Annotated in this window: 19 protein-coding genes and 1 pseudogene; 13 read left to right on the top strand and 7 right to left on the bottom strand. The window is 74.7% G+C overall.

Annotation, left to right across the window (positions count from 1 at the left end):
• Window positions 1-5: 5 nt before the first annotated feature.
• Both ACWF9Z_RS19355 and ACWF9Z_RS19360 read right to left on the bottom strand, forming a co-directional pair.
• Complete coding sequence (locus ACWF9Z_RS19355; RefSeq protein ID WP_453603614.1) at window positions 6-884, bottom strand: undecaprenyl-diphosphate phosphatase; 879 nt, start codon at window positions 882-884, stop codon at window positions 6-8.
• Window positions 885-932: 48 nt separating this feature from the next.
• Window positions 933-1,748 carry a TVP38/TMEM64 family protein gene (locus ACWF9Z_RS19360; protein WP_453603616.1) on the bottom strand — a complete coding sequence of 272 codons (816 nt, stop codon included), beginning with the start codon at window positions 1,746-1,748 and terminating at the stop codon, window positions 933-935.
• Between the two features lie 49 nt (window positions 1,749-1,797).
• On the opposite strand from ACWF9Z_RS19360, the gene ACWF9Z_RS19365 reads away from it, so the two are divergent.
• The 4 genes from ACWF9Z_RS19365 (at window position 1,798) to ACWF9Z_RS19380 (ending at window position 5,882) form a co-directional block, all read left to right on the top strand.
• Window positions 1,798-2,514 (top strand): DNA alkylation repair protein, encoded by a 717-nt coding sequence (locus tag ACWF9Z_RS19365; RefSeq protein WP_453603618.1) that lies wholly within the window; start codon window positions 1,798-1,800, stop codon window positions 2,512-2,514.
• 271 nt (window positions 2,515-2,785) lie between these two features.
• Window positions 2,786-3,964, top strand: coding sequence for an elongation factor Tu (gene tuf / locus ACWF9Z_RS19370; protein ID WP_453603619.1), 1,179 nt, complete (start codon window positions 2,786-2,788; stop codon window positions 3,962-3,964).
• 102 nt (window positions 3,965-4,066) lie between these two features.
• Entirely contained in the window at window positions 4,067-5,023 is a 957-nt protein-coding gene (locus ACWF9Z_RS19375) for a patatin-like phospholipase family protein (protein ID WP_453603621.1), read from the top strand.
• A 10-nt stretch (window positions 5,024-5,033) separates the two neighbouring features.
• Window positions 5,034-5,882 carry a spermidine synthase gene (locus ACWF9Z_RS19380; protein ID WP_453603623.1) on the top strand — a complete coding sequence of 283 codons (849 nt, stop codon included), beginning with the start codon at window positions 5,034-5,036 and terminating at the stop codon, window positions 5,880-5,882.
• Between the two features lie 62 nt (window positions 5,883-5,944).
• On the opposite strand, the gene ACWF9Z_RS19385 is transcribed toward ACWF9Z_RS19380, so the two are convergent.
• A complete protein-coding gene (locus ACWF9Z_RS19385; protein WP_453603737.1) occupies window positions 5,945-7,180 on the bottom strand; it encodes an MFS transporter in 1,236 nt (411 codons plus the stop codon).
• A gap of 144 nt (window positions 7,181-7,324) precedes the next feature.
• Window positions 7,325-8,389, bottom strand: a complete 1,065-nt coding sequence (locus tag ACWF9Z_RS19390) for a hypothetical protein (protein WP_453603624.1) — start codon at window positions 8,387-8,389, stop codon at window positions 7,325-7,327.
• Window positions 8,390-8,484: 95 nt separating this feature from the next.
• Between ACWF9Z_RS19390 and ACWF9Z_RS19395 the strand changes: the two genes are divergently transcribed.
• The 3 genes from ACWF9Z_RS19395 to ACWF9Z_RS19405 all read left to right on the top strand — a co-directional run bounded on the left by ACWF9Z_RS19395 (window position 8,485) and on the right by ACWF9Z_RS19405 (window position 12,399).
• The gene (locus ACWF9Z_RS19395; protein ID WP_204357948.1) at window positions 8,485-8,937 is read left to right on the top strand and encodes a DUF4442 domain-containing protein; all 453 of its coding nucleotides are present in this window, start codon (window positions 8,485-8,487) and stop codon (window positions 8,935-8,937) included.
• A 168-nt stretch (window positions 8,938-9,105) separates the two neighbouring features.
• Complete coding sequence (locus ACWF9Z_RS19400) at window positions 9,106-11,658, top strand: beta-glucosidase (RefSeq protein ID WP_453603626.1); 2,553 nt, start codon at window positions 9,106-9,108, stop codon at window positions 11,656-11,658.
• A gap of 60 nt (window positions 11,659-11,718) precedes the next feature.
• The gene (locus tag ACWF9Z_RS19405) at window positions 11,719-12,399 is read left to right on the top strand and encodes a DedA family protein (protein WP_453603628.1); all 681 of its coding nucleotides are present in this window, start codon (window positions 11,719-11,721) and stop codon (window positions 12,397-12,399) included.
• A 91-nt stretch (window positions 12,400-12,490) separates the two neighbouring features.
• Here the strand turns inward: ACWF9Z_RS19405 and ACWF9Z_RS19410 are convergent, their stop codons facing one another.
• Window positions 12,491-13,036: a gamma carbonic anhydrase family protein gene (locus ACWF9Z_RS19410; RefSeq protein WP_453603629.1), complete on the bottom strand. Its 546-nt coding sequence runs from the start codon at window positions 13,034-13,036 to the stop codon at window positions 12,491-12,493.
• A gap of 162 nt (window positions 13,037-13,198) precedes the next feature.
• On the opposite strand from ACWF9Z_RS19410, the gene ACWF9Z_RS19415 reads away from it, so the two are divergent.
• Together ACWF9Z_RS19415 and ACWF9Z_RS19420 are read left to right on the top strand one after the other, a co-directional pair.
• Entirely contained in the window at window positions 13,199-13,939 is a 741-nt protein-coding gene (locus ACWF9Z_RS19415) for an acyltransferase (RefSeq protein ID WP_453603630.1), read from the top strand.
• The gene (locus ACWF9Z_RS19420) at window positions 13,936-14,619 is read left to right on the top strand and encodes a GNAT family N-acetyltransferase (RefSeq protein WP_453603631.1); all 684 of its coding nucleotides are present in this window, start codon (window positions 13,936-13,938) and stop codon (window positions 14,617-14,619) included. Before ACWF9Z_RS19415 ends, ACWF9Z_RS19420 begins: the two co-directional genes overlap by 4 nt.
• On the opposite strand, the gene ACWF9Z_RS19425 is transcribed toward ACWF9Z_RS19420, so the two are convergent.
• Window positions 14,540-15,409 carry an EamA family transporter gene (locus ACWF9Z_RS19425; protein WP_453603632.1) on the bottom strand — a complete coding sequence of 290 codons (870 nt, stop codon included), beginning with the start codon at window positions 15,407-15,409 and terminating at the stop codon, window positions 14,540-14,542. The two genes, ACWF9Z_RS19420 and ACWF9Z_RS19425, sit on opposite strands and share 80 nt — an antisense overlap.
• A 148-nt stretch (window positions 15,410-15,557) precedes the next feature.
• Here ACWF9Z_RS19425 and ACWF9Z_RS19430 point away from each other — a divergent pair.
• A pseudogene (locus tag ACWF9Z_RS19430) lies at window positions 15,558-16,124 on the top strand (XRE family transcriptional regulator); the annotation flags it as partial.
• 139 nt (window positions 16,125-16,263) lie between these two features.
• Here the strand turns inward: ACWF9Z_RS19430 and ACWF9Z_RS19435 are convergent.
• Window positions 16,264-16,668 carry a CoA-binding protein gene (locus tag ACWF9Z_RS19435; protein WP_453603738.1) on the bottom strand — a complete coding sequence of 135 codons (405 nt, stop codon included), beginning with the start codon at window positions 16,666-16,668 and terminating at the stop codon, window positions 16,264-16,266.
• Between the two features lie 165 nt (window positions 16,669-16,833).
• Here ACWF9Z_RS19435 and ACWF9Z_RS19440 point away from each other — a divergent pair, with 165 nt between their 5' ends.
• The 3 genes from ACWF9Z_RS19440 (at window position 16,834) to ACWF9Z_RS19450 (ending at window position 21,816) form a co-directional block, all read left to right on the top strand.
• Window positions 16,834-17,460, top strand: a complete 627-nt coding sequence (locus ACWF9Z_RS19440; protein ID WP_453603634.1) for a YigZ family protein — start codon at window positions 16,834-16,836, stop codon at window positions 17,458-17,460.
• A 163-nt stretch (window positions 17,461-17,623) separates the two neighbouring features.
• On the top strand, window positions 17,624-18,796 hold the full coding sequence (locus tag ACWF9Z_RS19445; protein ID WP_453603635.1) for an exonuclease SbcCD subunit D: 1,173 nt from the start codon (window positions 17,624-17,626) through the stop codon (window positions 18,794-18,796).
• Window positions 18,793-21,816 carry an AAA family ATPase gene (locus ACWF9Z_RS19450; RefSeq protein ID WP_453603636.1) on the top strand — a complete coding sequence of 1,008 codons (3,024 nt, stop codon included), beginning with the start codon at window positions 18,793-18,795 and terminating at the stop codon, window positions 21,814-21,816. Before ACWF9Z_RS19445 ends, ACWF9Z_RS19450 begins: the two co-directional genes overlap by 4 nt.
• The last annotated feature ends 114 nt before the right edge of the window (window positions 21,817-21,930 follow it).

The following is a 21,930-nucleotide window of genomic DNA, read 5'->3' on the forward strand; positions in this document are numbered from 1 at the left end:
GAGTCCTAGCCGGCCGACTCGCCGGCGTGGGGGCTCAGCACGCCCGCGCCGATCAGGGCGAACAGCAGGATGCCCAGCAGGATCCGGTAGATCACGAAGGGCATGAAGCTCCGGCTGGAGATGAACTTCATGAACCACGCGATGACGGCGTAGCCCACGACGAAGGCGATGACCGTCGCGAAGACCGTCTGGCCCCAGGCGATGTGGCCCGGGTCCTCGACGACGTCCTTGATCTCGAACACGCCCGAGGCCAGGACGGCCGGGATGGCGAGGAGGAAGGAGTAGCGGGCCGCGGCCTCACGGGTGAAGCCCAGCAGCAGGCCGCCGGAGATCGTCGCGCCGGAGCGGGAGACGCCCGGGATCAGCGCCATCGCCTGGCAGAGGCCGAAGATCAGGCCGTCCTTGACGCTGAGTTCCTTGAGCGTCTTGCGCTCACGGATGGCGCGGTGCCGGCCGCCCTCCTCGTCGCGCGCCGCGAGCCGGTCGGCGACGCCCAGCACGATGCCCATCACGATGAGGGTGGTGGCGATCAGCCGCAGATCGCGGAACGGGCCCTCGATCTGGTCCTTGAAGGCGAGGCCGAGCACACCGATCGGGATCGAGCCGACGATCACCAGCCAGCCCATCTTGGCGTCCTGCTCGGAGCGCAGCGCGCTGGTGTACAGCGAGCGGAACCAGGTGGAGATGATCCGCGCGATGTCCTTGCGGAAGTAGATCAGCACGGCGGCCTCGGTGCCGATCTGCGTGATGGCGGTGAAGGCCGCTCCCGGATCGTGCCAGCCGGCGAACGCCGCGGTCAGCCGCAGGTGGGCGCTGGAGGAGATCGGGAGGAACTCCGTAAGCCCCTGGACGAGACCGAGGATTAGGGATTCGAACCAGCTCATGTCGGGGTGCGCTCGTCCTTGTGATCGTCGGGCAGTTCGGGTCCGATGCTAGGGCCCGTGCGGTGCCGCCGTGACCACAGGGGGGTATACGGGCGTCAGTTCGCGGACCGGCAGGGGCTGTCGGCCGCCCTGTGCCCCGGTCTGAGCCGGTGCCTGGCGCCCGGCCGGGGGCGCGGGCGCGGGGTGCGCGGCCGTGGCCGCGGACTTCCGTGCGGGGGCGAGGTGGTGACGCTTGCGCCACGCGACGACCGCCGCTCCCGCCGCGGAGAGGGCGATGAAGCCGAACGAGGCGAGGAACGCGGGGGAGGTGGGAGAGGAGGCGCTGGCCCCCGCGACGACGTATGCGGCGGTGTTGGGGATCACGCCGATCGCCGTGGCCAGGAGGAAGGGGAGCCAGCCGCAGCGGGACATCGCGGCGCCGTAATTGGCCACCGCGAAGGGCAGACCGGGAAAGATCCGGACCGCGAGCATCGAGCGGAAGCCGTGCCGGGCGAGCTGGTCGTCGGCCGCCTGCAGCCAGCGGCCGCGGATCAGCGGACGCAGCGCGTCGCGGCCCATCAGCCGGCCGAGGCCGAAGGAGATCCCGGCGCCCACCACCGAGCCGCCGACCGCCGCGACCAGGCCGAACTGGGATCCGAAGAGGGCGCCCGAGGCCAGGTTCAGCAGCGGACGCGGCACCAGGGCGGCCGTGCACACCCCGTACGCCCCGGCGAAGAGCAGCACCGCCGCGCCCACCGGGAGTCCCGGGGGCCAGCCCTCCGAGAGCAGCCGCTGGGGCTCGAACAGCACGACGCAGACGCCGGCCGCCAGGAGCAGCGCGACGAGCAGCGAGAGCCGGGTCCGCGGCGCGAGGAGGAGGGACATTCCGGGAGACTAACCGACCCGAACGACCCCGCGCCGTAATCTGGGCCTCATGCAGTCGAACGACCAGCGGCCGCCACGGGTTCCGCGCAGCGCCCTCGCCGAGCTGCTGGCGGAGCGCCTCACCGCCTCCTTCGGCGCCGCGGCGGACCCGGTCCAGGCCGGGCACATGGCCGCGTACATGAAGGACGTCGGGCCGTTCCTGGGAATCCGCACCCCGCTGCGCCGCGAGCTGTCGCGGACCGTGACCAAGGACACCCCGAGGCCGACCGAGGCGGACTGCGCGGCGCTCGCGCTGCGCTGCTGGGGGCTCGCGGAGCGCGAGTACCGCTACTTCGCCGCCGACTACCTGCGCCGGCACGTCGCGCGCTGCTCCTCCGGTTTCCTGCCCGTCGTCCGGCACCTGATCGTCACCGATCCGTGGTGGGACACCGTCGACACCCTCGCCGCGCACACGGTCGGCCCGCTCGTGGCGGCCGACCCGGCGCTGGCGTCCGTCATGGACGAGTGGATCGGGGACGAGGACCTGTGGGTGGCCCGCGCCGCCCTCCTCCACCAGCTCCGCCGCGCCTCCACGACGGACGCGGAGCGGCTCTTCGCCTACTGCCGCCGGCAGTCCGGCCACCCCGACTTCTTCATCCGCAAGGCCATCGGCTGGTGCCTGCGCGAGTACGCCAAGACGGACCCCGGCGCGGTACGCGCCTTCGTCGGGGCCGAGCGGGAGTCGCTCTCCCCGCTCTCGGTGCGCGAGGCGCTCAAGCACCTGTAGGCGCAGGACGGTTCGGCGAATAACCGTTCGACGGGACGGACCCGGTCCGGCAGGATCGGTGGCATGTCCCGGTACGCCTTCCCCGCAGCGCCGTCCGCAGTCGCGGACGCGCCGAAGGCTGCCGTCCCGGTGGAAACCGCCGCGGGCGCACCCGCATTCGGCGGCGCACGAAGCTGACCCTTCCCGGATCGTCCGGCGGACCCCACAGGGGAAGGGTCGGTTCGCTCCAGGGGTCCCGTATCTCCAGCTTCGGATCACACGGGAAGACATCATGGCCAAGACGGCCTTCGTGCGCACCAAGCCGCACCTGAACATCGGCACCATGGGTCACGTCGACCACGGGAAGACGACGTTGACCGCCGCCATCACCAAGGTCCTCGCCACCCGCGGCGGCGCCTCCTTCGTGCCGTTCGACCGCATCGACCGGGCGCCGGAGGAGGCCCGGCGCGGGATCACCATCAACCTCACGCACGTCGAGTACGAGACCGGCACCCGGCACTACGCCCACGTCGACATGCCGGGCCACGCCGACTACGTGAAGAACATGCTCACCGGCGCGGCCCAGCTCGACGGGGCGATCCTCGTCGTCTCCGCGCTCGACGGGGTCATGCCGCAGACCGCCGAGCACGTGCTCCTCGCCCGGCAGGTCGGCGTCGACCACATCGTGGTCGCGCTGAACAAGGCCGACGCCGCGGACCCCGAGCTCACCGACCTGGTCGAGCTGGAGGTCCGCGAGCTGCTCACCGCCCACGGCTACGGCGGGGACACCACCCCGGTCGTCCGGGTGTCCGGACTCGGGGCGCTGGAGGGCGACCCGCGCTGGACCTCGGCGATCGAGGCCCTGCTCGACGCCGTGGACACGTACGTGCCGACGCCCGTGCGGTACACGGACGCGCCGTTCCTGATGCCGGTGGAGAACGTCCTGACCATCACCGGCCGCGGGACCGTCGTCACGGGCGCCGTCGAGCGGGGCACCGTCCGCACGGGCGACCGCGTCAGCCTGCTCGGCGGCGCCGGCGAGCCCGCCCTGTCGGTGGTCACCGGGCTGGAGACCTTCGGGAAGCCGATGGAGTCCGCCGAGGCCGGGGACAACGTCGCCCTGTTGCTGCGCGGGGTGCCGCGCGACGCGGTGCGCCGCGGAGACGTGGTGGCCGCGCCCGGCAGCGTCGTGCCGACCCGTCGGTTCACGGCGCGGGTGTACCTCCTGTCCGCCCGGGAGGGCGGCCGCACGACCCCGGTGGCCTCCGGCTACCGGCCGCAGTTCTACATCCGCACCGCGGACGTGGTGGGCGACGTGGACCTCGGCGGGCCGGGTGCGGCCCGGCCGGGGGAGACGGTCACCATGACCGTCGAGCTCGGGCGGGACGTCCCGTTGGAGAGCGGGCTCGGCTTCGCGATCCGTGAGGGCGGCCGCACGGTCGGCGCGGGGACGGTGACCGAGGTCGGGTAGCGGGCCTTCGCGCGGAAGGCCGTGGCAAGCCCCTTGTGGTGGCGGTGGTCCGGGTGCGCCAGACTGCCGTCACCACTGGCATGCGGGGAGGGGTGGCGGCCCATGGGCGGCGACGGCACGGTCGGGTACGGCAAGGACGGGAACGAGGAGAGGGGCGTGGACGAGGGCCGGGGCGTGGACGAGGGCCGCGGCGAGGGCGAGGCCCGGGGCAAGGCCACGGCGCTGGTGCTCGGCGGCGGCGGACTGACCGGCGTGGGCTGGGAGGCCGGGATGCTGTACGGGCTCGCCCGCGCGGGGGTCGACCTCTTCGGCGCCGACCTCGTCGTCGGCACCTCGGCCGGCTCGGTCGTCGGCGCGCAGCTCGCCTCCGGACTGCTCACCCCGCAGGAGCTGTACGAGCGCCAGCTCGGCGACCCGGGCGGCGAACTCCCCGCGAAGCTGGGGGCCTCGCTCATCGGGCGGTACGCCCTCGCGATGGTGCGCTCGCGCGACGCGCAGGCCTACCGGCGCCGGGTCGGCGCCCTCGCGCTCGCCGCCGTCACCGAACCGGAGGCGGAGCGCCGCAAGGTGCTGCAAGCCCGGCTGGTCTCGCACGACTGGCCCGAGCGGCGCCTGGTCGTCGCGGCCGTGGACGCGCTGACCGGCGAGCTGGCGGCCTTCGACCGGGGGAGCGGCGCCGGGCTGGTCGAGGCCGTCTCGGCGAGCTGCGCCGTACCCGGGGTGTGGCCGGCCGTCACGGTCGACGGGCGCCGCTTCATCGACGGCGGGGTCCGCTCCGCGACCAACGCCGACCTCGCCGCCGGCTACGCGCGGGTGGTGATCCTCGCCCCGGTCTCCATGGGCTCGGGACTCGTCCCCTCGCCGGCGTCCCAGGCCGCGCGGCTGCGGGCGGCCGGGGCGAAGGTCCTGCTGATCACGCCGTCGGCGGCGGCCCGCAAGGTGTTCGGGCGCAACGTACTGGACCCCGCCCGGCGCGATCCGGCGGCCCGGGCGGGCCTCGCGCAGGCGGACGAGCACGCCGCGGAAGCGGCCGACGTCTGGGCGGGTCCGGCGGCCTGACAATGGTGCGGTGAGTGACGAACAGATTCCGGTGATCCGGGACGTGGCCCAGGGCACCGCCAGACTGCTGCCGGACATCGACCGGGAGCGGGCCTGGCTGCTCACCGTGGACGGGGCGCCGCAGTCGTACGTGGACCTCGACGACCCGGAGCACCTGGAGTTCGAGTACGTACGCCGGCTCGCGCACGTACTGGACCGCGCGGGCGGGCCGGGAGCCGCGCTGGACCTGCTGCACCTGGGTGGCGGGGCGCTGACCCTGCCGCGGTACGCGGCGGCGACCCGGCCGGGGTCGCGGCAGGACGTGGTGGAGTTCGACGGCGGGCTGGTGGCGCTGGTCGCGGAGCACCTGCCGGTGGCGGCGGACGCCGGGATCGAGGTGCACGTAGCCGACGCGCGGGAGTGGCTGGCGGCGGCGCCGGCCGCGAGCGCGGACGTGGTGGTGGGGGACGTCTTCGGAGGCTCCCGGGTGCCGGCTTCGCTGACCTCCGTGGAGTACGCGCGGGAGGTGGCGCGGGTGCTGAGGCCCGGCGGCGTGTACGCGGCGAACCTCGCCGACGGGGCGCCGTTCGGGTTCCTGCGGGGGCAGCTGGCGAACTTCGGCGCGGTGTTCGGACAGCTCGCGCTGATCGCGGAGCCCGGGGTGCTGAGGGGGCGGCGGTTCGGGAACGCGGTGCTGCTGGCCTCGGACGGGGAGTTGCCGGTCGCGGGACTTTCACGGGCGTGCGCGGGTGACGCGTTTCCCGCGCGGGTCGAGGCGGGGGACGCGGTGGCGCTACTGGTGCGGGGGGCGCTGCCCGTGGGCGACGCCGACGCCGTGGCCTCGCCCGAGCCGCCGGAGGGCGCGTTCAGCCTGGGCTGAGCCTCCACGGGCCGGGGCCCGGGGCGGGCCGGGCCCCCGCCTCGGGCCCCGGCCCCCGGACCTCACACGCCGGCGGGGCCGGGCTTCACCGGTTTGCGGGTCATGCGGCGGACGTCGGGGACCAGCAGGACGGCCGTGGTGACCAGGACGACCAGCCCGGCGCAGCCCCAGAGGGCCGCGGTGCGGCCGATGGCTGATTCGACCGGGCCGGCGACCGCCGTGGCCAGGGGAAGCATCGAGACCGAGCCGAACCAGTCGTAGGCGGAGACCCGGGAGAACTTCTCCTCCGGGATCTCCTGGTGCATCGTCGTCATCCAGCTGACGCCGAAGACCTCGATGGCCGTGCCGGTCACGAACATCACCGCGCACAGGGCCCACACCGGCAGCGGCACCGCCAGCCCCGCCGAGGGGAGCGCCAGCGGGAACACGCACAGGGTTCCGACCAGCAGCAGGCGGCGCGGTTTCCAGACCATCATCAGGACGGCTCCGCCGATGGTGCCGAGGCCGAAGAAGCCCAGGGCCAGGCCCCAGGGGGCCGGGCCGCCCAGCTGGTCCCGGGCGACCAGGGGACCGTAGACCGACTCCGCGGCGCCGACGACGGCGACGACGACGGAGAACTGGAGCACGATGCTCCACAGCCAGGGGCGGCTGCGGACCTCCCCCCAGCCCTCGCGCAGGTCGCCCAGCAGGCCGCCGCCGGGAGCCCGGTCGGCCACGTGGCCGACGTCGAGGAACGCGCGCATGGTCCCGGCGACGGCGAAGGCGGCCGCGTCCACGGCCAGGACCCAGCCGGGCCCCATCCCGGCGATCATGGCTCCGCCGAGGGCGGCCCCGCCGATGCCGGCGCCGTTCATCGCCATGCGGAAGAGGGCGAAGGCGCGGTGGGCGTGTTCGCCGGAGACGCTGGACAGGAGCAGGCCCTCGGCGGCCGGGTTGAAGAAGGCCGTTCCCGTTCCGCACAGCGCGGTGAGCAGCATCATCTGCCACAGCTGAGGGTCGCCCGCGAGGACGAGGACGGCGAAGGCGGCCTGCGAGAGGCAGTTCAGCGCGTTGGCCGCGACCATCACGCGGTGGCGCGGCATCCGGTCGGCGATCGCGCCGCCGACCAGGAGGAAGAGGACGAGCGGCAGGGTGCGGGCGGCGGCCACCAGGCCGACGTCACCGGCGGAGCCGCCGGCCTCGAGCACGGCGAAGGCGGCGGCGATGAGCGCTCCGTGGCTCCCGAGGTTCGTGACGACCGCCGCACCCGTCAGCAGGGTGTAGTTGCGGCCCGCCCAGGCCGGCGGGCGGCGGGACAGGGGCGAACGGGCGGGGCCGGGCGAGAGGGCGGGGCCGGGGGGGAGGGTGGGGGGAGAGCTCACCCCCGGACTATCCCCGTCCCGGGCCGGTAATCCAAACGGATGGCCACCGGCCCGGGACGGAGGCTGCGGGCAGGGCCCGGATCAGCCGGTGTTGATGCGGATGGTGCTGAGGATCTTCTCGTAGGTCTCCGCGCTCACTTCGCCCGGGACGCCCGCGGCGCCGTAGAGGATCCAGCTGGAGAGGTCACCCTTGGGGGTCGTGAAGCTGAAGGCGATGGACTTGCCGTCGGAGGAGCACTTGTTCTCCTTCGGCAGGCCGGTCACGGACGCGGTCGCCATGTGGCCCTTGAGGCCGGAGGAGGTGGTGTACTCCTTCGGCTCGGTGACCTTGACGGTGCCCTGCGGCGCCTTCTGCGCGTAGGCGGCGAACACCCAGTTGCCGGCCTCGTTGCGCGCGGCCTCGGCGGTGTCCTTCGCGCCCTGGCCGCCCTTGCTGCCGGTGCCCGCGAGCGAGGTCGACTCCTCCTTGCCGTCCTTGTTCGAGTCGACCTTGCACCAGTCCTCCTTGAGGAAGGCGGGCGCGGACATCATGACGACGGGGGAACCGTCGTTCTTGACGTCGTCCTCGAAGCCGGTGGACATGCCCGAGGACAGGACGTTCCAGTCCGGCGGGACGTCGAAGGCGGTGCCGTACTTCGGGTTGATGACGACCTTCCAGCCCGGGATGACGGGCTTGGCGTCGGCGCCGCCGCGCGGGTTGGCCCCGGTGCTCGCGGAGGTGGACGCGCCCGAGGAGGCGGGGGCGGAGGGGGAGCCGGTCGGCTTGTCGTCCGCCTCGTTGGTGGAGTCGTCGTCCCGGGTGAGGACGAACGCGCCCATGCCGAGGGCCGTCACGGCGACGGCCGAGGCCGCGACGATGGCGACGGTCTTGGTGGAGAAGGGGCTCCCGCCGCGCGGGGGCTGCGGTGCGGAGGGAGGCGTCGGGCCGCCCCACTGCTGTACCGGAACGGTCTGCGGCTGCTGGCCCCACTGCTGGGGGGCCGGCTGCTGCTGCGGATATCCGTAGCCGGGCTGCTGGTCGCCGTACGCCGTCGGCGGCTGCTGCTGGTACGGGTTCGGCGTTCCCGGCTGCTGCTGGTACGGGTTCTGATGCGCGTCCTGGGGGTTCTGTTCTCCCCCGGGCGGCTGCTGCTGTCCTGGCCACATGGCCGGTAACGATAGTGGGAGGGGGCGTGGGGAGCCACGGCCGCCCCCGTACAGGTATGGCCAATGCCGCTTACTCGTGGGTAACATCGCGTTCCATGAGCGCAGAACAGATGAACGTGGGCGAACTCCTCGCCGCGACCGTGCCGATGGCCAAGACCCTGAACCTCCAGTTCCTGGAGACCACCCCCGAGCGCGCGGTCGTCAGGCTCCCGGACCAGCCCGATTTCCACAACCACCTCGGCGGCCCGCACGCCGGCGCCATGTTCACCCTCGCCGAATCGGCGAGCGGAGCGATCGTCCTGGCCGCCTTCGGCGACCAGCTCTCGCGCGCCGTACCCCTCGCCGTCAAGGCCGAGATCGGCTACAAGAAGCTCGCCAAGGGCGTCGTGACGGCCACCGCCACCCTCGGCCGCCCCGCCGCCGAGATCGTCGCCGAACTCGACGCGGGCGGCCGCCCCGAGTTCCCGGTCACCATCGCCATCCAGCGCGAGGACGAGGCCGTGACCGGCGAGATGACCGTGGTCTGGACGCTTCGCCCCAACGCGTAACGCCACCGGGCCGGCCCGGCGGCCGCCGCAGGGCTGAACCTCGCCGCCGCGGTGGCGCGCCTGAGGCGGACCCGCGCGGCGGGCGGCGCACAGTGGGCGACGGGAGCGGTCCGGCGCGGGCCGCTCCCGTCCACCGACGCCGATGCCCACGCCGCAGGGGGAGCGCCCATGAGCGAGGCCGTGTCCAGACGCCGTGCGATGGGACTCCTCGGAGTGCTGGGCGCCGCCCTGGGCGCGGCCGGCTGCGTACCGGCGCCGCCGCCCGGCACACGGCCCCGCAAGGTCTCCGCCGCCGCGCCCAGGGCCGGCAGCGCCGCCAGGATCGACGGGCTGCTCGACCGGCTCACGCTGGAGGAGAAGACCGTCCTGCTGCACGGCGCCCCCGACCCGGCCCCCCTCGGCCAGGCCGGCTACGTGCCGGGCATCCCCCGCCTCGGCATCCCCGCGCTGCGGCTCGCCGACGGGCCCGCCGGGGTCCGCGTGGCCGTGCCGGCCACCGCGCTGCCCGCACCCGTGCTGCTCGCCTCCGCCTTCGACCCGGAACTGGCCCGCGCGTACGGCAGGGTGATCGGGCGCGAGGGGCGGGCGCTCGGCCAGGACGTCCTGCTCTCGCCGATGGTCAACCTCATCCGCACCCCGTTCGCCGGGCGGAACTTCGAGACCTTCTCCGAGGACCCGAAACTGACGGCCGACCTCGTCGCCGAGGTCGTCCGGGGCATCCAGGACGAGGGGCTCATCGCCGCCGTCAAGCACTTCGCGCTCAACAACCAGGAGAAGGGCCGCGACACCGTCGACGTGATCGCCGCCGAGCAGACCCTCCACGAGACGGAGCTACGGGGCTTCGAGGCCGCCGTGGCGGCCGGCGCGGGCGCGGTCATGGGCGCCTACAACAAGGTCAACGGCGTCTACGCCTGCGAGAGCAAGCCGCTCCTCGACGAACTCCTGCGCCGCCGCTGGGGGTTCGGCGGCTGGGTGATGTCCGACTGGGACGCCACCCACAGCACCGTCGCCTCGATCGGCGCCGGCCTCGACATGGAGATGCCCGGCGGCACCCACTACGGCGCCCCGCTGCGCGAGGCGGTGCGCGGCGGCTCCGTCCACGAGGACGCCGTGAACCTCGCGGTGCGCCGCGTCCTGGTCACCATGGACCGCTTCGGGCTGCTCGTCGAGCACCCGGCCGCCCGGCCCGCCCGCGACGCGGCGGCCGGGGCCGAGGTCGCCCGCCGGGTGGCCGTGGCGGGCGCGGTCCTGCTGCGCAACGAGCGCGCCACCCTGCCGCTGACGGGGGCCGCCGCGCGCTCGGTCGCCGTCATCGGCCCCACCGGCCGGACCCCCTTCGTCGGCGGCGGCGGCAGCGCGCACGTGGTCCCCGACGCGGCTGCCGCCCCCCTCGAGGCGATCCGGCGGCGGGCCGGGAACGGTTCCACCGTGCGCTACGCGCTCGGCGAGGACCTGTACGGGCGCCCGCTCCCGCCGGAACTGCTGGCGCCCGACGCCGGACTCGAGGACCGGAGGGTGGACGCGGGCCGGACCTGGACCTACGAGGGGACCTTCCGGCTGGCCGCCGACGACGAGTGGACCCTGCTCGTCCACTACACCGGGAAACGGCCGGGCGTCCGCCTCGACGGGGAGGAGCTGTTCCCCGTACGGCAGGGCGTGGCCGAACGGTTCGCGGGCGGACTTCTGGGCGCGGCGCCCGACGGGCTCGCCGTGCGCCGCCGCACCCTCGCGCTCAAGGCGGGCGAGCACCGGCTCACCGTCAGCGCCGAGGGCGGCCCGAAGGGGCAGCGGCTGCGCCTGCGGCACACCACGAAGGCGACCCGGGCCGCCGACCTCGACGAGGCGGTGCGGGCCGCGAAGGCGGCGCGCAGCGTGGTGCTGTTCGCCTACGAGGACGCCACCGAGGGCAGCGACCGCGCCTCGCTGGGCCTCCCGGGAGGCCAGGCGGCGCTGATCGAGGCGGTGGCCGCGGCCAACCCGCGCACCACGGTGGTGCTGAACACCTCCTCCAGCACGACGATGCCCTGGCTCGCCCGCACCGGCGCGGTCCTGCAGATGTACTACCCGGGCCAGGAGGGCGCGGGCGCCACCGCCGACGTGCTCTTCGGCGACGTGGACCCCGGCGGCCGGCTCACCCAGACCTTCCCGGCCGACGAGCACGCGACCCCGGTCGGCGGCGACGCGATGCGCTACCCCGGGCTGGGCGGCCGGCAGGAGTACTCCGAGGGCGTGCACGTCGGCCACCGCTGGTACGACGCGCAGCGGGTGGCTCCGCTGTTCCCCTTCGGGCACGGGCTCTCGTACACGACCTGGGAGTACGAGAAGCTGACGGTCCGGCCGGGTGGTGCGGGGGGTGCGGGCGGCGCCGGCGATGCGGGTGGTGAGGGCGGTGCGAAGGCGCGGCAGGGCGGGCTGCGCGTGGAGTTCACCGTCCGCAACACCGGCCGCCGCAAGGGCACCGAGGTGGCCCAGGTGTACGTGGGTCCCTCCCCGGACCTGAAGCTGGAGCAGCCGGTGCGGGCCCTGGCGGGCTACCGGCGGCTCACCCTCGCGCCGGGCGAGGCGCAGCGGGTCGTCATCGACATCGACGCGCGCACGCTCTCCTCGTGGGACCCGCAACGGCACACGTGGGTGGTGGGCTCGGGCCGGCGCGAGGTGTTCGCAGGCCGGTCCTCGCGCGATCTTCCGCTGAAGGCGAAGGCTCTGGTGGCGACCGGATAGGCTGCTCGTTCGGCCGGTCACAGGGGACGGGCCGGGGGGAGAATTCGGGAGGGCGTACCGGTGCACATCCAGGAATGGCTGGAGACGATTCCGGCGGTCAGCATCTACCTCCTGGTGGGGCTCGTCATCGGAGTGGAGAGCCTGGGCATTCCGCTTCCGGGGGAGATCGTCCTGGTCAGCGCCGCGCTGCTGGCCTCGCAGCAGGGTCACATCGACCCCGTGGTGCTGGGTGTCTGCGCGACCACCGGAGCGATCGTGGGCGACTCGATCGGCTACGCGATCGGACGCAAGGGCGGAAAGCCGCTGCTGGACCGGCTGGGACGGCGCTTCCCCAAGCACTTCGGCCCGGACCAGGTGGCCGTGGCCGAGCGCTCCTTCGACAAGTGGGGCATGTGGGCCGTCTTCTTCGGGCGGTTCGTGGCCCTGCTGCGGATCTTCGCCGGACCGCTGGCGGGCGTGCTGCACATGCCGTACTGGCGCTTCCTGATCGCGAACGTCCTCGGCGGGATCCTGTGGGCGGGCGGCACGACGGCCGTGATCTACACGATCGGGATCGTCGCCGAGCCCTGGCTCAAGGGGTTCTCGTGGGTGGCGCTCGCGCTGGCGCTGCTGTTCGGGATCGGGGTGACGGTGGTGGTGCGCGGCCGGATGAAGAAGGCGGCCGCGGCGGCGCGCGCCGAGGCCGCCGAGGGGACCGGGCCGGAGTCGGCGTCGGCCGCTCCCGCCGTGCTCGCCGACTGAGCGGACGGGCCGACTGAGCGGACGGGCCGGCGGGCCGGCGGGCCGGCTGAGCCGACCACCGGGCGGGCCGACTGAGCCGGCGGTCCGGTGGTTACGCGTCCGGGGTCACCGAGGCGCGGTGCTGCTTGGCCAGCTCGGTGTACATCAGGGCGTTCACCTTGAGGCCCTCGCGCTCCTCGTCGGTCAGCGCGCGCCGGACCTTCGCCGGCACCCCCGCGACCAGCGAGCCGGGCGGGACCACCATGCCCTGCGGGACCAGCGCCTGCGCCGCCACCAGGGATCCGGCCCCGATGACCGCGCCGTTGAGGACCGTCGCGCCCATGCCGATCAGGCAGTCGTCCTCGACCGTGCAGCCGTGCACGACCGCGTTGTGGCCGATCGAGACGCGCTCGCCGATGGAGACGGGGAAGCCGGGGTCCACGTGCACGGTGCAGTTGTCCTGCACGTTGCTGCCGGCGCCGAGCGTGATCGGACCGCAGTCCGCGCGGAGCACCGCCGAGTACCAGATGCTCGCGCCCGGGCCCAGGCGCACGTCGCCGACGACGACCGAGGTGGGCGCGGTGAAGGCCGTGGGGTCGATCTCGGGGTTCTTCCCGCCGACACCCGCCACGAGTGCCCGGGGAGCCTGCTGCGTCATGTGTTCTCTTCCTCCGGCTGTACGTCCGGCCCTGTATCTGGCCGCACATCTGGCTGTACGTCCTGTCGCGCTACCGGCACCGTAGGGCACGCGCCCCGTGCCCCCGGAGATGGGGTGAAGATCACGGCGCGGCCGGGGCACCCGGCGCGCTACGGTGGCCCGGTGGCGAAGAACCAGAACACGTTCTCATCTCTCACGGCCCTGCGCCGTCGGCTCGCGGGGCGTGCCGTCCACGCGGGCTGGCGTTGGATGCAGCGGGCCGGCGCGGTCACCGCGCAGACCCCCGGGCCGTTGCGCTTCGGGGCGATCGGGCACGGAACCCGGCTCGCCTTCCCCCAGGGCACGGTCTTCGGCGAGCCCTGGATCAGGCTGGGCGACCACTGCATCATCGGGGAACAGGTCACGCTGACCGCCGGGATGATGCCGGACCTCGACCTCGGCGCCGAGCCGGTGCTGGTCCTGGGCAACGGGGTGGTGATCGGCCGCGACAGCCACGTCATCGCCGACACCCGGATCACGATCGGCAACGACACCTTCTGCGGTCCCGGGGTGTACATCACCTCCACGAACCACAGCTACGACGATCCGCACGAGCCCGTCGGCAAGCAGTGGCCGCGCAGTGCCCCGGTGGAGATCGGCCCGGGCTGCTGGCTGGGCACCGGCGCGGTGATCCTGCCCGGGGCGCGGCTGGGCCGCAACGTGGTCGTGGCCGCGGGGGCCGTCGTACGGGGCGAGGTGCCGGACCACGCCGTGGTGGCGGGAGCCCCGGCCCGCATAGTGCGCCGCTGGGAGCCCGAGACGGGCTGGCAGCCGCCGCTGCGCACCCCGGCCCCGGTACCGATTCCCGACGGGGTGACGCCGGAGCAGCTGCGCGCGCTGGCCGCACTCGCGGAGAGCGAGTGATCCCCGAGCTCCGTGTCGCGGCGACCGCCGCCACCGCCGGGCTGGTGCTGCGGCCGTGGAGCGCCGACGACGCCGACGCGCTGGTCGAGGTGCACCGGGACCCCTCGATGAGGCGCTGGCTGACGCGGCCGGTCGACGGGACCGAGGAGGCGCGGCGATGGCTGGAGGAGCAGCGGCTGGGCTGGCAGAGCGGGGACCGGCTGAGTTTCGCCGTGCGCGAGGCCCCGTCCCCGTCCCCGTCCCCGTCTCCGTCCCCGGGTGCCCGCGTGGGCGCGTGTGCGGGGCCGCCGGTCGCCGGCGTGGTGCTGAAGCGGATCGCCGAGCGCCCGGGATCGGCGGAGGCCGGCTACTGGACCGCGGCGCCGGCCCGGGGCCGCGGGGTGGCCACCCGGGCCCTCGAGGCGGTCGTGGCCTGGGTGTTCGTGGCCTTCGCCGCCGAGGGCCCGGACCGGCTGGACCGGCTGGAGCTGCTGCACCAGGTGGACAACCTCGCGTCCTGCCGGGTCGCGGACAAGGCGGGCTTCCGGTTCGACCGGGTCCTTCCCGCCTTCCCTCCGTCCTTTCCGATGGACGGTCATCTGCACGTCCGCCGGGCGCCTCCTAGGCCGCAGCGAGCAGGACGGTGCCCGCCAGGGCCAGGCCGGCGCCCGCGGCCTGGACGGTGCGCAGCCGTTCCTTGAGGACGGCGAAGGCGGCGAGCGCGGTGATCACCGGGTAGAGCGAGGAGAGCACGGCGGCCACGGTGACCGGTCCCTGCTGCGCGGCGGTGGAGTACGTGCCGTTCGCCACGACGTCCGCGAGGCCGACGAAGGTGAGCGCCGGCAGCAGCGCCCACAGGATCCGCGGGCCGCCCGAGCCCGCCGGGAGGGCCGGGACACCGCGCCGGGTCTGGACCCACAGCGCGGCGCCGCCGACGGCGACGTTGGTGACGCGCTGGACGAAGAGGGCGAGGAGCAGCCCCGGAACGGTGGAGGAGGCGGGCGCGATCAGGGCCATCACCGCGCCGAAGCCGAAGGCCGCGAGAAGGGTGAGCAGGACGGTCTGCCGCTGTACGGGGGCCCCGCGCAGCTCGGGACCGCCCGCGAGGACGATGCCCGCGACGGCCACGGCGATCCCGGCGAACTGGCCGATGCCGGGCCGTTCGCCGAGCATCAGCCCGGCGCCCACCGGCACCACCACGCCGAGGGAGCCCAGCGGGGAGACCACGCCCATGGGGCCCAGCGCGAGCGCCTTGTAGAAGCTGAGCATCGCGACCGGCCCCACCACGCCCGCCCCGACCGCGAACCACAGCTGCGCGCCGGCCTCCCGCCAGGCGCCGGTGCCCAGGACCACCGCGCCCAGCACCACGACGGCGACGAGCTGGGAGGCCACGATGACGGTGAGGGCCGGAATCCGACGGGTCAGCAGCCCGCCGCCGAAGTCGGCGAGGCCCCACAGGACGGCGGTGGCCAGGGCGAGCAGGGCGGTCATGGCAGGACCTCGCAGTACAGTGCGGTGGATGGTGAAGTGCAGCGTGCGGTACGGCGCGCGCCTCGCACGATAGTTCATTCCACTGAACTGTGTCATTCAAAATATTGGACTCTTCATCCACGGCGGTCAGCCGGATTGGACGGTAGGGGTGTCGGACCTCGAACAGTTGACCCAGGCGCTGGCCCGGAACCTCAAGCGCTGGCGCGCTGAGCGCGGCTTCACCCTGGAAGCCCTCGCGGCCCGTGCCGGGGTGAGTCGCGGCATGATCATCCAGATCGAGCAGGCCCGTACGAACCCCAGCGTCGGCACCACGGTCAAACTGGCCGACGCGCTGGGCGTCAGCATCACCACCCTGCTCGACCACGACCGCAGTCCGCAGGTCCGGGTGGTGCTCCCGGGGCAGGGCGTGCGGATGTGGTCCACCACGGGGGGCAGCGGCGCGAGCATGCTGCTCGGCGACGACCGGCGCGGGCCCGTGGAAATGTGGACGTACCACCTCGAGCCCGGGGAAGGGGCCGCCTCGGACCCGCACCCGTCCGGCACCTTCGAGATGCTGCACGTCACGGCGGGGGAGCTGACGCTGGTCGTCGCCGACGAGCGGTACGCCGTACCGGCCGGCGGGGCCGTCTCCTTCGAGGCCAACGCCCCGCATGCCTACCGCAACGAGGGTCCGGTGCCGATGGAGATGACGATGGCGGTCTCGATCCCGCAGGTCTCCGTTCCCCCGGCCGCGGCCCCGCCGACCGCGATCCCGCCGACCGCGATCCCCCCGACCGCGATCCCCCCGACCGCGATCCCCCCGGCCTCGGCCCCGTCAGCCCCGGCCCCGCCGACGGAGAACTGACCGGGAGGAATCAGAGGGCGGGGATCTCGATCGCGGGACAGCGGTCCATGATCATGTCCAGGCCGGCCGCGCGGGTGCGGTCATAGGCGGCCTCGTCGATCACGTTCAGCTGGAACCAGACGGCCTCCGCCCCCTTCGCGACGGCCTCGTCGGCGACCGCGCCGGCCAAGGCGCTGTTCACGAAGACGTCCACCACGTCCACCTTGAACGGAATCGCCTCCAGCGAGGGGTATCCCGGCTCGCCGTGGACCGTCTCGGCCTTCGGGTGCACGGGGACCACCCGCTTGCCATACCGCTGGAGCACCTGGGCCACGCGGTAGGCGGCCCGGTCCTCGTTGTTGGACAGGCCCACCACGGCCCAGGTGTCACCGAGCTCGGTGAGGATCTTGCCGATGGTCGCCTGATCGCCGTACACGTGGGCCGCCTCCTGCTGCGTCGCCTGCCTGGGCGCGGTCCCCGGCCGGTCGCCGAGGTCCGCACCGGGGGTCAACAGCCGACGGCCCCGCACGATTCCCGCACCCTCACCGGGCGGCATGTCCACGCGGACCGGGCCGTCGGGGGCACCGCTTAGGGTGGGGAGGTGAAGGCAGACCAGTACGTGACGGTGGCCCGTGAGGGCGTGCACGAGTCGGAGATCAACCGCTCGCGGTTCCTGTGCGCGCTCGCACCCGCCGCGACCGAGCGGGAGGCGCAGGAGTTCGTCGCGCGGATCCGCAAGGAGCACCCCACCGCCACGCACAACTGCTTCGCCTACGTCATCGGCGCCGACGCCTCCGTCCAGAAGGCCAGCGACGACGGGGAGCCGGGCGGCACCGCCGGGGTGCCGATGCTCCAGATGCTCACGCGCCGGGACATCCGCTACGCCGTCGCCGTCGTCACCCGCTACTACGGTGGCGTGAAGCTCGGGGCCGGCGGGCTGATCCGCGCCTACGGCGGGGTCGTCGGCGAAGCCCTCGACGCGCTCGGCACCGTCACCCGCCACCGCTACCGGCTGGCCACCGTGACCGTCGACCACCAGCGGGCCGGCAAGACACAGAACGACCTGCGCTCCACCGGCCGGACCGTGGTGGACCTGCGCTACGGGGCCGCCGTGGAGATCGAGGTCGCCCTCCCCGAGTCCGACCTGCCCGCCTTCGAGGCCTGGCTGGCCGACAGCACCGCGGGCACCGCCGTCCTCACCCTCGGCGGGGAGACCTACGCGCCCTGACCGCGACCCGCGCGTCCGGAGCGTCCCGAGGAGGCCGAGGCGTCCCGAGGAGCCGCGAGGCGGCCCGGGCGGTGCCGGGGACGCGTTAGCGTAGAGGGGTTCGGGGTTCGGCGTTCAGGGTTGGTCCAGCAGGGGGAGACGGTATGCGCGGCGGGGCCGGCGAGTGAAGTTCCTGCACACCTCCGACTGGCACCTCGGCCGGTCCTTTCACCGGGTGAACCTGCTCGACGCCCAGGCCGCCTTCGTCGACCACCTGGTGGAGGCCGCCCGGGAACACGAGGTCGACGCCGTCCTCGTCGCCGGTGACGTCTACGACCGGGCCGTGCCCCCGCTGCCCGCCGTCGCGCTCTACGACCGGGCCCTGCACCGGCTCGCCGACCTCGGCGTGCCCACCGTGATGATCTCCGGGAACCACGACTCCGCCCGCCGCCTCGGCGTCGGGGCCGCCCTGATCGGCCGGGCCGGGATCCACCTGCGGACCGACCCCGCCGGATGCGCCGACCCGGTGGTGCTGGCCGACGAACACGGAGACGTGGCGCTGTACGGGCTGCCCTACCTGGAGCCCGCGCTGGTCAAGGACGACTTCGGCGCCGGGAAGGTGAGCCACGAGGCGGTCCTGGGCGCGGCCATGGACCGGATCCGGGCCGACCTGGCCGGCCGGGCACCCGGCACCCGCTCCGTGGTCCTCGCGCACGCCTTCGTCACCGGCGGGCAGGCCAGCGACAGCGAACGCGACATCACCGTCGGAGGGGTCGAGGCCGTGCCGGCCTCCGTCTTCGACGGGGTCGACTACGCCGCCCTCGGCCACCTCCACGGCTGCCAGACGATCAACGAACGGGTCCGCTACTCCGGTTCCCCGCTCGCCTACTCCTTCTCCGAAGCCGACCACCGCAAGACCATGTGGCTGATCGAACTGGGCGCGGAGGGGCAGATCGAGAGCGCCGAGCGCCTCGACGTCCCCGTCCCGCGCGCGCTCGCCCGTGTCCGGGGGCGGCTGGAGGACCTGCTCGGCGACAGCGCGTACGCCTCGTACGCGGACCGCTGGCTGGAGGCCACGCTCACCGACCCCGTCCGGCCACAGGACCCCATGGCCCGGCTCACCGAGCGCTTCCCGCACACCCTCAGCCTCGCCTTCGACCCCGAGGGCCGCACGCAGGACGCCGGCGGCTCCTACGCGCAGCGGCTCAAGGGCCGCAGCGACCAGGAGATCGCCGAGGACTTCGTCGCCCACGTGCGCGGCGGCGGCGGTTTCGCCGACGAGGCCGAACGGGCCGTGCTCCAGGGCGCCTTCGACGACGTACGGGCCGACGACAGCCTGCAGGAGACCCGCCGATGAGGCTGCACCGGCTACGGATCACCGCTTTCGGGCCCTTCGCCGAACCGCAGGAGATCGACTTCGACGCCCTGTCCGGCGCGGGGATCTTCCTGCTGCACGGGCCGACCGGCGCGGGCAAGACCTCCGTCCTGGACGCCGTCTGCTACGCCCTCTACGGGTCGGTGCCCGGCTCCCGCCAGGCCCCGGGCACCAGCCTGCGCAGCGACCACGCCGCCCCCGGCGTCCCGACCGAGGTCACCCTCGAACTCACCGCGGGCGGACGGCGGCTGGAGATCACCCGCCGTCCCGAGCAGGACCGGCCGAAGAAGCGCGGCAACGGGACGACCAAGGACAAGGCGCAGAGCTGGCTGCGCGAGTACGACGGGACGGGCGAGGGGGAACACTGGCGCGCCCTCAGCCGTTCCCACCAGGAGATCGGCGAGGAGATCGAGCAGCTGCTCGGCATGAGCCGCGAGCAGTTCTGCCAGGTCGTGCTCCTCCCGCAGGGGGAGTTCGCGCGCTTCCTTCGGGCCGACGAGGTGGCGCGGGGCCGGCTGCTGGGCCGGCTCTTCGACACCCGCCGCTTCGCCGCCGTCGAGACGCTGCTCGGCGAGCGGCGCCGGACCGCCGAGGCCAAGGTCCGCGCCGGGGACGAGCAGGCGCTGCACACCGCCCAGCGGCTCGCGCAGGCCGCCGGGGACTGCGCCGACCTGCGCGCCTGGCCGCTGCCCCGGCACCAGCCGGGCGATCCCGGGCTCGCCGCGGCCGTCCGCGCCTGGGCGGCCGTCGCGCGCGGCTCCGCCCGCGAGCGGCTCACCGTCGCCGAGTACGCCCTCGCCGCCGTCGAGGGGCGGCACGCCGCCGCCCGGCGGGCCGCCGAGGAGGCGCGCGAGCTCGACCGCTTGCAGCGCCGGCACGTGGAGACCACCCGCCGGGCCGCCCTGCTCACCGAGGCGGCCCCGGAGCGGGAGCGGGTGCGCGCCCTGCTGGACCGGGCCCGGCGCGGAGCCCTCGTCGCCCCCGCCCTGGAGCTGCGCGGAGCCGCCGCCGGCGCCCACATGGCCGCCGCGCACGCCGAGGGCGTGGCCCGTGCGGAGCTGCCGCCGGTCCTGGCCGAAGCGGGCACCGAGCAGCTGGCCGCCGAGGAACAGCGGCTGCGCGAGGACCTCGGCGCGCTCGGCGCCGCCCGCCGGGCCGAGCAGCGCAGCGCCGAGATCGGCCGCGAACGGGCCAACCTGGAACGGGAGTCCCGGGCCGCCGAGGAACAGCAGCAGGAGACCGCCGAATGGCTGGGCCGCTGGGAGGCCACCCGGGCCGCCCTGGCCGGGCGCGCGGACGCCGCCCAGCAGGCCGCGACCCTGGCCGAGCAGCTCGCCGGCAAACTGGAACCCGCCCGGATGCACCTGCACGCCGCCCGGCGGCGCGACGCCCTCGACGCCGACGCCGACCGGGCCTCCGGTGAACTGCTCACCGCACGCGAGGAGTCGACCGCGGCCCGGGAGCACTGGCTGGAACTCAAGGAGACCCGGCTGCGCGGGATCGCCGCCGAACTGGCCGCGGCGCTCGTCGCGGGGGAGCCGTGCACCGTGTGCGGAGCCGCCGAACACCCGGCGCCGGCCCGCCCGGCCCCCGGTCACGTGGACCGGGCCGCCGAGGACGCGGCGCACGCCCGCTTCGAACGGGCCGAGGAACGCCGGGCCGAAGTGGAACGCCGGCTCGCCGCGGTCCGGGAGGCCCGCGCCGAGGCCGCGACCGCGGCCGGCGAGGCCACCACGGCCGAACTGCTGGACCTCACCTCCGACCTGAGCACCCGGCACGCCGCCGCCCAGGCCGAGGCCACCGCCCTGCACTCCGCCCGCGAGCAGCTCGCCCGCGCCGAGCGGGAGCACGCGGTGCGCAGCTCGGAGCGGCTGGAGGCGGAGGTCCGGGCCGCCGGGCGGACCACCCGCCGCGAGGCCCTGGACCAGGAACAGGCCTCGCTGGAAGCGGAGCTCGCCCTCGTGCGGGGGAACGCGCCCAGCGTCGCGGCCCGCGCCGGGGTCCTGGAGGACCGGGTCCGCATGGTGGGCGCGGCCGCGGCCGCGCTGCGCCGCGCCGAAGTCACCGCCGCGCGGCTGAAGGAGGCCGACGGGCAGCTGGCCGACGCCGCCTTCAAGGCCGGCTTCGACACCGTCGCGCAGGCGGCCGACGCCGTACTCCCGGAGTACCAGCGCACGGACCTCCAGCACCGGATGGACGCCTGGCAGGCCGAGGAGGCCATGCTGGCCGACCGGCGCGGCGAGCAGGACACCGCGGCGGCGGCCGCCCTGCCCCCGGCCGATCCGGACGCCGCCCTCGCCTACGCGGACCGGGCCGCCGCGCTGCTCCGCGGCGCCGGATCCGCCGTCGACGCCTCCCGCGTGCGCTGCACCGAACTGGACCGGCTCTCGCACCAGGCGGAGCGGGAGCTGCGGGCGCTCGGCCCGCTGCGCGAGGAGTACGACCGGGTGGCCCGCCTCGCCGGACTCACCGCGGGCACCTCCGCCGACAACGAGCGCAAGATGCGGCTGGAGGCGTACGTGCTGGCGGCCCGGCTGGAGCAGGTCGCCGCCGCGGCGACGGTACGGCTGCTGCGCATGTCCGGCGGCCGCTACACCCTCGTCCACTCCGACGCCAAGGCCAGCGGGCGCGGGCGCTCGGGGCTCGGGCTGCACGTGGTCGACGCCTGGACCGGCAGCGAGCGGGACACCGCCACGCTGTCCGGCGGCGAGACCTTCTTCGCCTCGCTCGCGCTCGCGCTGGGCCTGGCCGACGTGGTCACCGACGAGGCCGGCGGCATGCGGCTCGACACGCTCTTCATCGACGAGGGCTTCGGCAGCCTCGACGACCAGGCGCTGGACGAGGTGCTCGACGTACTGGACTCCCTGCGCGAACGCGACCGCAGCGTGGGCATCGTGAGCCACGTGGCCGATCTGCGCACCCGCGTGCAGGCACAGTTGGAGATCGTCAAGCAGCGCGGCGGTTCGGTGGTGCGCCACCGCGCGGCGGCCGCGGGCGGCTGAGCGGACGCCGCGGGGGGGGGGGGGGGGGGGGGCGCGGGGCGGGGGCGGCGCGGGGGGGGCGCCGGGGGGGCCGCCGCGCGGGGCCCGCGCCGGCAGCGCGCCCGCCGCGCGCGC

The organism is Streptomyces sp. NPDC054961 (assembly GCF_053609145.1).